This window comes from Polaribacter atrinae (assembly GCF_038023995.1).
In the GTDB taxonomy this organism is placed as follows: domain Bacteria; phylum Bacteroidota; class Bacteroidia; order Flavobacteriales; family Flavobacteriaceae; genus Polaribacter; species Polaribacter atrinae.
Genome location: NZ_CP150660.1, coordinates 90618 through 104052, shown reverse-complemented (window position 1 = coordinate 104052; position 13435 = coordinate 90618). Strand labels below are relative to the sequence as shown.

Sequence of the window (13435 nt, the reverse complement as noted above, 5' to 3'; positions counted from 1 at the left end):
CATATTATGAAAAAAACATTTTTAACAATTATAGGAATTCTTTTTCTAGGAATCTTTTCTTGTACCGATGAGTTTACAGAAAACCCTAGAATAAATGTAGAAGAATTAGATACATATTTTCTTGAAGAAGAAAATGTAGAAACGGCAATTATAGGTATCTATGATTTAATGCAACACAACTACAGCAAAGATTGGAGCAGCGCTTTTTTAGTAAAATTACTTCCAGGTGACGATTCTAATGCAGCCGGTGGAAATGAAAATGATCAAAATCAACTTCAAAACATTGATGATTATGCCAAAGTATCGTCATCTAATGTATCTATAGCGAGTGTTTGGGATTTATATTACAGAACTATTGCACTTTCTAACTTAGTTATCAATAACATTTCTGATAGTAATTTAGGAAATAAAGACAGAGCTTTAGCAGAAGCAAAATTTATGAGAGCTTGGTGTTATTTTGAGTTAACTACCATGTTTGGTGATGTTCCTTTAAGATTAACATTACCTGAAAAAGCTGAAGATTTTGGAATAGAAAAATCTTCTAGAGCAGCTATTTATACGCAAGTAGAATTAGATTTAACTGCTGCAATTGCTGATTTACCGGGTAAAGGACAATCAGATAGTTTTAGAGCAACATCAGAAACTGCAGAAGCATTAATGGGAAAAGTATTGGTTTTTCAAGAAAAATATAGCGATGCTATCCCTTTCTTTAAATCTGTAATAGACAACCCTGCTATAGACTTAGAAACAAACCCAGAAGACGTTTGGAGTATCCATAAAGAATTCGGAAAAGAATCATTATTCGAAATGGGATACATATCTACATCAGCTAGAGACTGGGGAAACCTTGCTTGGGGTGGTAGAAACGAAAGTAACTTACACATACAACTAATGGGCCCAAGAGGTGATGGAATTTTTGATGTTACTGGAACAGGTCTTATTAACGGTTGGGGATTTAACTTACCTACTAGTAAATTGGTAAAAGCTTTTGAAGCCGCTGGTGATACAAAAAGAAAAGCAGCAACGCTTATGACAGAAGCTAAATTAATTGCTGCAGGTGGTTCTGTAGACCCAACAGCAGCAACTGGTGGTGTAATTTGGGATTATGAAGGTGCTATTAGAATAAAATATGGTACAAAACTAGAAGACACAAGTAGTGATGGTGTTAAAGAATTAAATTACGGTACAAACTACAGACTGTTTCGTTATGCAGAAGTATTATTATTAGCTGCAGAAGCTTATAATAAAGACGGACAAGACGGTATGGCAAGAACAGAGTTAAATAAAGTTAGAAACAGAGCTGGTTTAGCAAATATTGATGTGAATTTAACAGGTGATGCGTTATTTGAAGCTATTGTTAATGAAAAATTCTTAGAATTACCACATGAAGGACAACGTTTCTGGGATTTAGTTCGTTGGGGTAAAGCAGCAACAGAATTATCTGGAACCGGTTATAGCTCTACAAATGATTTATACCCTATTCCAATTACAGAAATCGATAAAAATTCTAAGTTATCTCTTACTGATCAAAACCCTGGATACTAAAATAAAAGTCCCCCTATTTTAATCAGAAAGTAAGGCAGTATGAAAACAATTTTCATGCTGCTTTCTTTATTTATAACAATGGTAGAGTTACAAGTCTCCTATCATAATTAGCTAAGAAAGGAAAAATAATGCGTTAGAGAATAATATTATAGGTGTTCCTATTTTTATAAAAGCAATAAAAAAAACCTCTGTTTAAAATAGTTTTAAACAGAGGTTTTTTAAATATTTAGGCTATTGTTTGTTTTTAATACCCAGAATTTTGTACAAAATTTTCATTTTTATTCATCTCATCTTGAGGAATTGGTAATAAGTATCTAAACTCTTTAAAATTAGATTGAGGTTCTAATCCATCAATATTAAAAACTTCGTTTCCTAAATCTAAACGAACAATATCATACCATCTTTTAAATTCAAAAGCAAACTCCACACGTCTTTCTTCTATAATGGTTGTTCTTAAATTTTCTTGATTGATAATAGCATCAACATCTTCTGGATAACTTGAAGCCATATAAACCCCGTAGCCACTTCCTTCAAAATTAATAGCACCTGCATTTCTTGCACGTTTTCTAATTTTATTTAAATATCCAACAGCTTCTGTAATTAAACCTAATTCGTTTGCAGATTCTGCAGCAATCAATAAAACTTCTGCATATCTAAAAGCAACAAAATCTAAATCAGATCTCCATCCTGCAGTAGTTCTCCCTTCTCCTGGAAATCTATTAAACTTTGCAATATGTGGTCTTGCTATTTCAAAATCGGTATAAGGCCTTACAACATCAGTACCATCATCTAAGATTAGAGAATCTGCTAAACTTACTTTTAATCTGTAATCTCTAACATCCCAATTATTATAAACATTAATATGAGGAACTAACATACTCCATCCTCTTATAGGTTTCACTCCACCTTCTACTCCATTAAATGGTCCAACTTTATTATCGTTTTCATAAGTAACCGGATTAGGATTTTGCCCAGTTTGATTATTCGTAAAATCTATTGTAAAAATATCTTCTGTAGAAATCCACTGTTCACTATTTCTGAAAATATTCTGATAATCATCTTGTAAAGCATAGTTTAATTGACCAGCATTATCAATTACCCATTTCGCATTTTCATAAGATTTCTCCCAATTACCTAAAGTCAAATATATAGATGATAAATAAGTAGCAGCTGTACCTTTAGACGGTCTAGATTTTACACTTCCCCTAGAGGTCATCTCTAAATGATTAAAAGCAAACGTCATATCTTCTAAAATTTTAGCATACACTTCTTCTTTAGTAGCTTGTTTTATACTTAAAGGATCTGCAATATCTGGATTATCGATATAAGGAATGTTACCATAAAGTCTTACCAAATGATAATACAAAAATGCACGAACAAACCTTGCTTCTCCTTCCACAAGAGTTTTCTCTTCTTCATTTGTATCCTTTAAAAGACCTATTCCTTTTATTGCTGTATTGACTGTTGCAATTGTTTGATATGAAGATGCCCAAACATCGTTTACATAAGAGTTTGTTGGCGTTACTAAAAATGGACTAAACTCGGCATAATCACCAAATTCATATCCGTTATCTACCATGTCACTCATTAATTGTAACGGAACTGTAAGTCCGGCTCCATAATAACTAGAAGAAGCCATTAAGCCATATGTACCATCTATCATTGGGTACACATCATCTACTGTATTAAAAAATCCTTCTGGAGTTAAAGAGCCTTCTGGAGTTTCATCTAAATCTACACAACTCACCATAAAAGTTAAAACAGCTAATGCAGATAATTTTATTATATTATTCATAATTATAATTTCAATTTTTTATTAAATACTAAAATTCTATGTTTACCCCTAAAGTGAATGATTTAACGTTTGGATAACTACCATAATCTAGTCCTATATTACTACTAGAATTACTATAAGACACTTCTGGATCTATCCCTTTATAATCTGTAATTGTAAATAAATTTTGCCCACTTAAATAAAGTCTTGCAGAAGACAAACTAATTTTAGATAACAAAGTTTCAGGGAAATTATATCCCAAAGAAATATTTTTTACTCGAATATAACTGGCATCATCTATCCATCTATCTGAGGTTACAAAACTTCTACTTACTCTTGCTTGTGGAATATCTGTATCTGTATTTGTTGGTGTCCAACGGTTAAGAGCATCTGTAGTAACATTGGTTCTTCCGTTTAAAGCGCCTAATTCCATTAAAGTATAATTTAATATTTCTCCTCCTTTAGAACCTTGAATAAAAATATTAAGACTTAAATTTTTGTAGCTAAAATCATTATTCCAACCCCAACTAAAATCTGGATGTGGATCTCCAATTACTGCTCTATCATCATCCGTTAAAGCACCATCTCCATTAAGGTCTTTAAACTTTTCTCCTCCAATTTCTTCTCCGCCAACAAGTACATCATCTGCAGTTTGTACAACACCCTCATAAATATATCCCCAGAATTGACCAACAGATAACCCCTCTCTTAATAATTGAGTAGTTCCTGCTCCAGACAATGGCGATGATGAATAAAATATATCATTTCCGTCGGTATCATTATCTACCAATTTTATTATTTTATTCTTATTGAATGAAATATTAGCGTACGTTTTCCATTTTAAATCACCTTGTAAGACATTTGCATTTACAGCAAATTCAAATCCTTTATTTTCTACGGTACCAATGTTTTGTAACTGCGTTAAAAAACCTGTATAATTTGGTGTTGGTACATCAAATAAAAGATCATTGGTCCTCATATTATAATAATCTAAAGTAACACCAAATCGATTTCTTAAAACCTGAAGATCTAACCCAATATTTGTTTGTGTAGTGGTTTCCCAAGTTAAATCATTATTAGAAATGGTAGACGGTCTTATTGCGGTAACAGTACTACCTTGAACTGTAGAAAAAACATCTGTAAAAGATGCTAAAGATTGATAAGGACTAATTGCCTGGTTACCAACTTGACCATAACTCATACGTAATTTTAATAAGTTGATGACGTTTGATTCTGATAAAAATTGTTCTTCAGAAATTTTCCATCCAAAAGCTGCTGATGGAAAAAAACCTTACTTATTATTTGCTGCAAATACAGAAGCTCCTTCTTGGCGACCAGTAAACGTAAATAAATATTTATTGTCTAACGTGTAATTAATTCTACCAAAGAAAGCTTCAAAAGCAGTTTCTGATAATTCTGAATCTACAGAAGCAGGGTTTGTTCCTCCTCCTAAATTCCAAAAAGAAAAAGAATCAGAAATAAAACCAGAAGCAATTATATTAGATGATTCTGATCTATCTTTTTGTAAAGAATAACCCGCCATAATAGAAAAATCATGCTTTTTACCGATCGTTTTATTGTACGTTAAATAATTTTCGTTGATAAAACTTGTACTCTTTCTTGTACTAAAAGTAGCTTCACCACCTACACTATTCCCTCTATCTAAAGTTGTTGGATAATAACGTCCGGTTCTAGATTGATTGATACTAACACCTAAAGTCGATTTAAATTTTAAATCTTTAAAAAGTCCAACTTCTGCATATACATTTCCCTGAAACAAATCTGTAATTGTCTCATTTTTATACTCTTTTGCTAAAGCATACGGATTATCAATAGGGTAACCAATGGTACTTAAAGAATTGTCTCCATTTTCATCTGTAACTCCTTGTGTTGGCGAAAATTTATAAGCTCCAGAAATTACACCTGTTTGTGCTGCATCTCCTCCTTCTTGACTTTTAACTCCGTTTTTATTAGTTCTACGAACAAAAATACTTGAACCTAATTTTACAGATTCTGAGACCTTTAAGTCTAAATTAGAAGTTATAGAGTATCTATTAAAATCTGAATTTTCTACAATTCCTTTTTGATCAAAAATAGAACCCGATAAATAATAGTTTACTTTTTCCGTTCCTCCAGAAGCAGATAGTTGATAATTTTGAACTCCACCAGTTCTGTAAATTTGATCTTGCCAATCAATTCCTTCTCCTGTAAACTCAGGCACAAAACTAGGATCTAATTCATTTATAAAAGAAGTAAACTGGTCTGCATTTAATAAATCTAAGCGATTAATTTCTTTCTGTGTAGAATAAGAAGAAGAAAAACTAAATTGTGTCTTTCCTTTGGTACCTCTACTTGTACTGATAATTACAACTCCATTTGCTCCTCTTGCTCCATAAATTGCTGTAGATGAAGCATCTTTAAGAATTTCCATAGATTCAATATCTTCCGCAGGAGGCATTACACCTCCAATAAAACCATCAACAACAATTAAAGGATCGTTACCTGCATTTATAGAGGTATTTCCTCTAATTTGAATGCTATAACCAGAACCTGGCGCTCCGTTTGTAGCTTGCACAGTTACACCTGCAGCTCTACCTTGTAAAGCTTGTGTTGCATCCATAACAGGAAAAGCAACTAAATCTTCTGAATCGATAGAAGAAACAGACCCCGTTAAATCACTTTTTTTAACACTTCCGTACCCTACAATAACAACTTCATCTAAACTAGATGAATCCATTATTAAACGAACAGAGATTTCTTTTTTTCCTTCTAACGGAACTTCTTTAGTTACAAAACCTAAATAAGAAACTACAATTACAGCTTTATTATTAGAAACTTTTAATGAAAACCCTCCATTAAAATCTGTTGTAACTCCATTATTTGTTCCTTTTTCTAGAATACTAGCACCTGGCAAAGGTTCACCTATTTCATCAACAATAATACGCGTTATGGTTACTTTTTGTTGCAACACGTTTTTATTAGTTTCTTTTATTTTACCTATTAAAATTTCATTACCATTCACTTTAAAATCAAACTGAGCACGTTTTCCTAAATCCTCTAAAATTAAAGTCAATGGTTTATTTTGATAAACAGCGTTGTATTGCTGATGATTCTTTGCTATAAAATTGCCATAAGTAATGTTAAAGTGTGTAACGTTAGATATTTTATTTAAAATTGTTACCAGCGTAACTCCTTTTTCATTTAATGTTAAATTTGTTACATCAATATTTTGCGACGATCCATATAGTTGAATCGTACTAAAAAAACATACAAATAGTATTAGTTGTAATGTTTTACTGTAAAATTTCTTCATTTATTTAAGTGTTATTTTTATTTAGTTTTTAATGTAATTCTTATTGTTTTTATTAATTTACCTTACTATTTTTTTACTATTTCAACCATATTATTATTTTTGATTAGTTTTACTTCGTTGATAAAATTTACACGTACTAATAATTCATCTAATGTTTCATTTTTAGACAATCGTAAAGAATAGAAATACGCTTCCTTAATCTCTTCGGTTTTAAAGACAAATGGAATTTTATATAACTTCTGAAGCTCTATTGCTAACTCTTCAATTTTTATTTTTTCTAAAACCACTTCTTCTTTCCACCAAAGGTTTGTTACTTCTGCATTTACTTCTTTCTTGTATAGTTTGTTTGTTTTGTTATTATAGATTACTTTTTGGTTGGGAGTAATAAATACAGATGCTTCTTTAGAGGTTACTTTTACCAGGCCTGTATGAACCACCACTTCTGTAGTAGTTTTTGCTTCTCTTATATTAAAAGAAGTCCCTAGCACTTTAGTTCTAATGCTACCAGATTGAATTACAAATGGTTTATTTATATTTTTTGTAACATCAAAAAAGGCTTCTCCTTTAAGTTTTACAAGCCTAATTGTATCATTAAAATTTTCTGGATATTCTATAGAGCTTTCTCCATTTAAAATAACGAAGGAACCATCTGGCAAAGAAACTTTTACCTGTTGATTTAAATCTGTTTCTTTTAAAATGAGAGCTATTTTATCTTGACTATTAAAAAAAGAAAAACTCTTATTATAAATTAGAGAATAAAAGTTAATCCCTAATAAAATAACAATAGAAGCAGCAATAGTCCAGCTCCTAATAAATGCTGGTTTTTTATTTTTTTGAATTCTTTTGTAAATGCGGTTTTTAAGAGCAAGATTGTATTTAAAATCAATAGGTTTTGTTCCATCTTTTTGCATTTCATCAAAAAAAGATTCTACACAATCAATTTCTTTTTGTGTAGCAGTTCTTTCTTCATTTTTTTTAAAATAATTTTAAAATCTTGTTCTTTCATAATGTACTTACTTGCTAGAGAAATAGTTTCCCTTTACTGTTAAGTACCCAGATTTTAATTATCCCCTATGCCTTTTTTTTAAGTTAAGGTTTTATTAACCTAGCTAACACTAAGATAACATGGAGCAGTTATAAGACCTGTTAAAACAAATTGAAGTATCATCATTTCTGAACTATAAACACCTGATTTTCGTAAAATTTTTAATGCTTTGTTTATTTGATTATCAACAGTACTGGTAGAAATATTTAATACCGTTGAAATTTCTTTATAACTTAAGCTCTCTTTAAACCGAAGTTTGGATATTTTGAGACATTTTTCTGGTAATAATTCATCTGCTAAAACATCTATTTTTTTGATAAGTAATGCTTTATTCTCAGCGATATCTTCTACGTCATCCGTATCATCTAAATTTAAAACAGCCTCCATCTTATCTAACAAAACCTCTGTAAAAGGTTTGCTACGAAGTCTCTTTGCACATTGAAACTTTACGGCTTTAAATAAATAGGCTTTATAATGTTCAATAGATAAATCGTTTAACCGATTCCATAAATCTAAAAAAACTTCTTGCGTAACATCTTCTGCGTCTTGGCTAGATCTTAAAATATTATTAGCGTAACCAAATAGTTGATACCAATACTCATTGTAGGCTTTATTATAGTCCTGTTGTTTACCCATAAATTAATTTGTTAGCATCTTTAGATTTTACAAAAAAATAGTATTTAACAGCAACCTCTAATAAGTAAATATTATCATTCTGTTAAATCAAAAAACAAAGGGTTCATATTCTGATAAATCACTGGTTGTTAATATTTTTAACCATCAAAAAAAATCTAAATTCAAGGAATGAAGATTATTTTAAAATGGATTTCTAATAAAAAACATACTATTTTAAAGCACTAAAGAAGAGCCTTTAAAACCGTATTTCGGTCCTATTTTAGGTATCAGTTTATAGTTTCAAATTTTCATAATTATAATTTGAACAAACTCAGTCTAAATAAACATTTACTTAACTTATTATTAATCTAAACGTAACAAAAACACATAAACAACTACAAAACAACACTTTAAGCAAAAAAAAAAAAAAAAACATATTAAAGTAAAACAGCGGATTGCCCTCTATTATCAACAAATTAACTCCTTCTCGTTTTTAATTTTGTAAAAAATAATTTGAAAACAGATTATATAAATTTGCCTTTCCAAACTTCTTCCTTTCCATGCAAAAAAAATCATTTTCACTAAACTTCAATAGTCCTATTTTTATTAGAACTGTTTTTATCATTTCTTTTTTACTATTACATACACAAATATTTGCACATGGAGATTTATCTCTTAGAATAGAAAAGAAAACGGAAGAAATAAAACAAAACCCTAAAGATTGTAATCTGTATTTTCAAAGAGGTTTATTATACCAACAACATTCAGAATATAAAAAGTCCTTAACCGATTATAAGAAGTCTCAACAATTAGGGAATCAAGAAAATGTACTACAATATAGAATTGCAGAGGTTAATTATTTGTCTGAAGAATACAAGGTAGCATTAAAACATATAGCTTTTTATTAAAAAAAAGAAAATACAAATAGTATAGGCAAAAAGCTGGAAGCTCAAATATTATTTCATTTAAAAGAATATAAAAAAGCCATAAAATCATATCGATTTGTTATTAAGAACCTACCAGAAATTCGTCCGGAAGAGATCTTAGAATATGCAAACATTATACTTACGGAAAATAATAAAAACTATAAAGAAGCATTAAGTGCTATTGAAACAGGGTTAGATAAACTTGGAAAAAACACTTTATCTCTTCAGTTAAAAAAATTAGAATATTTAAAAGAATCTCATCAAACAGAAAAAGTAATTAAACAGTATAATTATTTTATTAGTGAGTACAATAGAAATGAGTTTTGGTATTATAAAAAAGCTAAATATTTAGCAAACGTTAACCAACCTCAACAAGCAAATATTGCTTTACAACTGGCTCATATGAATATAGCAGAATTAGATATAAAATTTAAAAATATGAAGTCAATAATTAAGCTAAAAGAACAAATTAAAACTTTAGAAAACACCATTAATAACTAAATATTATGATTAAAAAAAGCATGCTTTTACTATTTATGCTGATTACGGTATCTTTATTTTCTCAAACTTCTACTTCTACTATTGTAAAAAGAGGCCCCTATTTACAAAGCGGAACATCAACCAGTGTTATTGTAAAATGGAGAACAAATATTGCAACAGCATCTGTTGTTAATTACGGTACAAAATTAGACTCTTTATTTAAGAACCAAACAAATAAAAAACAAACAACAGAGCATGAAGTTCTTTTATCTGGTTTGCTACCAAATACCAAATATTATTTTAACATCGGTAATCAAAAAGAAGTTTTGTCTGAAAGTATTTCTGGAGACATGTATGTAGTAACTGCTCCAAAAGTTGGTACAGATCAATTTGTTCGCGCATGGATTTTGGGAGATCCTGGTACAGATAATAAAAGCCAAAGAAATGTAAGAGATGCTTATTATAAGTATGTTGACTCTGATTCTATTAACCCTGGTAAGACAGATATGATGCTCCTTTTAGGGGACAATGCTTATAGTAGCGGAACAGATGAAGAATATAAACTTGCTTTTTTTGATGTTTATGATGAAATGTTAAAAAAATCTGTAGCTTGGTCTTGCTTAGGCAACCACGATGGTTATACGGCAGATTCAGACACACAATCTGGTCCTTATTATGATATTTTTACTTTTCCTAAAAAAGCAGAAGCAGGCGGAATAGCATCTGGTACCGAAGCATATTATTCTTTTAATTATGCTAATATCCATTTTATAATATTAGACTCTCATCATTCTAGTCGTGCCGTTGGAGATGCCATGTATAATTGGGCTTTATCAGATATTCAAAACACAAAACAAGATTGGATTGTAACTTTATTTCATCATCCTGCATACTCTAAAGGTTCTCATGATTCTGATGTAGAAGATAGACTTATTGAAATGCGAGAAAATTTTATGCCAATGTTAGAAGCCAATGGTATAGACCTTGTTTTAAACGGGCACAGTCATTCTTACGAACGTTCTTATTTTTTAAACGGACATCACGGATTTTCAAATACTTTTAATGCTAATCAAACAACAAAAGGTGGTAACATTGTTAGTGAAAATGGAAATGGAGATGGAAAAATAAATGGAAATGGAGCCTACAAAAAAACAAATATAGACACAAAAGGAGCTGTTTATATTACAACAGGATCTTCTGGACAAATATCTGGTGGTGAGTTAAACCATAAAGCCATGTATATTTCTTTAAACAAGTTAGGTTCTTGTGTTATGGAGATTGATGATGACGGAAAAGGTGGGCAAAATTTAACCGTTAAATTTTTACGTGATAATAATGAAATTGATGATTATTTTACCATCAATAAATCTAACATAACTGTTAAACCTGAAATTGAAAAGGAAGTAACAAAAAGTGAAAAATCTTTTATAGCCCCTATTAATGGTTTACTTACAATCAACATCAACCCTACAGAAAAATTAAAATCAGTTAAGTTTTACAATACTATTGGTCAACTTATAAAAGAAAGTAAACACAATAAAATTGACGTTAAAAAGATGGAGTTAGGTACTTATGTTTTAGAAATAACTACAGATAAAAAAACTTTTTACAAATCTGTTCTCTTAAAATAATAAAAAATCAATTTTAAAGAATTACTATTAAGGCTTTTTTATAAGAATAAAAAAGCCTTAATAATTGATAAACTTTGTATACAATGAAAAAAAAAAGTGTTTTATGTATCTTACTTTTTACTTGCTTTTTTATCTTATCGGGTAAAAACAGAAGTAAGCTCTATAAAACCGATCCTGTTTTAAAAAAAATAGCCTTTGTTTATTCTAGTAATTTTTTAAAGTTTCAAAAAGAAGTTAATTTATTAGACTCCCTTTCAAATAACATCGGTTCTTATAAAGACATAAAATACCAAATTAAAAAAACAAGATTAGCTTATAAAAAAATTGAATTCATTTTTGATTATTACCAAACATTTTACAATACCAGTTATATAAACGGAGCTCCTTTACCCAAAATAAGTGAATATTTTGAAGCGACAAATGTTATACACCCAAATGGTTTACAAGCTTTAGATGAAGTCGTTTTTGAAGAAAATTCTTTAGAAAACAAACAACAGATTAAAAACTTGGCTAATAAATTAAAAGAACGAGTAGATTTTCTTTTAAAAAGCCATTTACCTATTGCCTTAAAACCTAGTCAAATTATAGAATCTATTCGCTCTGGCATAGTACGGATTTTCACCCTAGGAATAACAGGTTACGATACACCTGGTTCTGTAAATGGTCTAGAAGAAAGTTTGGTGAGTTTACAAAGTATGGAAACTACTTTTTCTTATTTTAAAGAAGAAATTAATTCTAATGCAAACACTAAATTTAAAAACATAATAAAGGTATTTAAAAAAGGTAAAAACTTATTACTATCAGAAAATAATTTTAATAATTTTGATAGAATGCTCTTTTTAAAGGAAATAGTAAATCCGTTGTATGCAGAATTATTAGAATTTCAAAACTTAAATAATACCCTGTTAGAACCTTATAAAAAACACGCTCAAAATTATAAAGCAAAAAATATATTTGATGTCAACTTTATTAATGCCAATTTTTATTCAGAATTAGTTTACTTACCTTTAGATAATAAAAAAACAATTAAATTAGGTAAGTTATTATTTAATGATCCCTTGCTTTCTAATAGTGGTAAAATGTCTTGCTTAACTTGTCATTCCCCTAGTAAAGGTTTTACAGATGGTTTGCCAAAAAGTGTTTCTAATAAAAAAGGAACCTTTGGTACTAGAAATGCTCCAACCCTTTTAAACGCAGGTTATTCCACGCGTTACTTTTTAGACATGCGTGCTTCTAATTTAGAATCGCAAGTGGCTCATGTTATTGATAACCCCTTAGAATTTAATACTACTTTTAAAGTAATAATTAATAAATTAACTAAAAACAATAACTATAGAAAATTATTTAAAGATGCTTATGGAGGTATTCATAAACAGACCATCAATCAAAAATCTATAAGTAATGCAATTGCAGCCTATGTAAATTCATTAAAGTCTTTTAATAGTCTTTTTGATAAATACGTAAGAAACGAAATTAAAGAATATCCAGAAAATGCCAAGCGAGGTTTTAATTTATTTATGGGAAAAGGAACTTGTGCAACTTGCCATTTTGCTCCGGTTTTTAACGGTACTACACCACCATTTTATTTAGAAACAGAATCGGAAGTATTAGGAATTACACAGGGTTTTGATTCAATTTCGCCTAAATTAGATAATGATTTAGGTCGCTATGATAATGGTCTTAAAGGTGATAAACAACCTTATTTTAAAAATTCTTTTAAAACAGTTTCTATTAGAAATACAGATTTAACGGCTCCTTATATGCACAATGGATTATTTTATACTTTAGAAGATGTTTTAGCATTTTATAATTTAGGAGGCGGAGAAGGAATGGGGTTAAAAGTAGAAAACCAAACACTTTCGAACGCTCATTTAAATTTATCTAAACAAGAAATTAATGTTATTATTGCTTTCATCAAAACACTTTCTGACACTTCAGATCACAAGACAAACAAAACTAAAAACGAAGTTTTAGAATAAATATTGATATAAAGAAGCTTATACTGAAGTCAACTGTACATTACAACTAAAAATTTCTTCTAATATATTTTTAATATAATACACGTTCATCTGCATTAAAAATCCCATAAGCAAAACTTAGGGAACT

7 protein-coding genes and 1 pseudogene are annotated in these 13435 nt (G+C 29.7%); 4 read left to right on the top strand and 4 right to left on the bottom strand.

Annotated features, from left to right (window positions below; genetic code table 11):
* The first annotated feature begins 6 nt into the window (after positions 1–6).
* Complete coding sequence (locus WG945_RS00380; protein ID WP_068448528.1) at positions 7–1545, top strand: RagB/SusD family nutrient uptake outer membrane protein; 1539 nt, start codon at positions 7–9, stop codon at positions 1543–1545.
* A gap of 244 nt (positions 1546–1789) precedes the next feature.
* Here the strand turns inward: WG945_RS00380 and WG945_RS00375 are convergent, their stop codons facing one another.
* From WG945_RS00375 to WG945_RS00360, 4 genes and pseudogenes are all read right to left on the bottom strand, one after another.
* Entirely contained in the window at positions 1790–3340 is a 1551-nt protein-coding gene (locus WG945_RS00375; RefSeq protein WP_068448529.1) for a RagB/SusD family nutrient uptake outer membrane protein, read from the bottom strand.
* 28 nt (positions 3341–3368) lie between these two features.
* Positions 3369–6632 (bottom strand): annotated as a pseudogene (locus WG945_RS00370) (SusC/RagA family TonB-linked outer membrane protein).
* A gap of 65 nt (positions 6633–6697) precedes the next feature.
* Positions 6698–7543, bottom strand: a complete 846-nt coding sequence (locus WG945_RS00365) for a FecR family protein (protein WP_068448530.1) — start codon at positions 7541–7543, stop codon at positions 6698–6700.
* A gap of 194 nt (positions 7544–7737) precedes the next feature.
* Positions 7738–8313 (bottom strand): sigma-70 family RNA polymerase sigma factor, encoded by a 576-nt coding sequence (locus WG945_RS00360; protein ID WP_068448531.1) that lies wholly within the window; start codon positions 8311–8313, stop codon positions 7738–7740.
* A gap of 539 nt (positions 8314–8852) precedes the next feature.
* Here WG945_RS00360 and WG945_RS00355 point away from each other — a divergent pair.
* The 3 genes from WG945_RS00355 to WG945_RS00345 all read left to right on the top strand — a co-directional run bounded on the left by WG945_RS00355 (position 8853) and on the right by WG945_RS00345 (position 13308).
* On the top strand, positions 8853–9200 hold the full coding sequence (locus tag WG945_RS00355; RefSeq protein ID WP_068448532.1) for a tetratricopeptide repeat protein: 348 nt from the start codon (positions 8853–8855) through the stop codon (positions 9198–9200).
* Positions 9201–9724: 524 nt separating this feature from the next.
* A complete protein-coding gene (locus tag WG945_RS00350) occupies positions 9725–11329 on the top strand; it encodes a metallophosphoesterase (protein ID WP_068448533.1) in 1605 nt (534 codons plus the stop codon).
* Positions 11330–11412: 83 nt separating this feature from the next.
* Complete coding sequence (locus WG945_RS00345) at positions 11413–13308, top strand: cytochrome-c peroxidase (protein WP_068448534.1); 1896 nt, start codon at positions 11413–11415, stop codon at positions 13306–13308.
* Positions 13309–13435 lie beyond the last annotated feature (127 nt).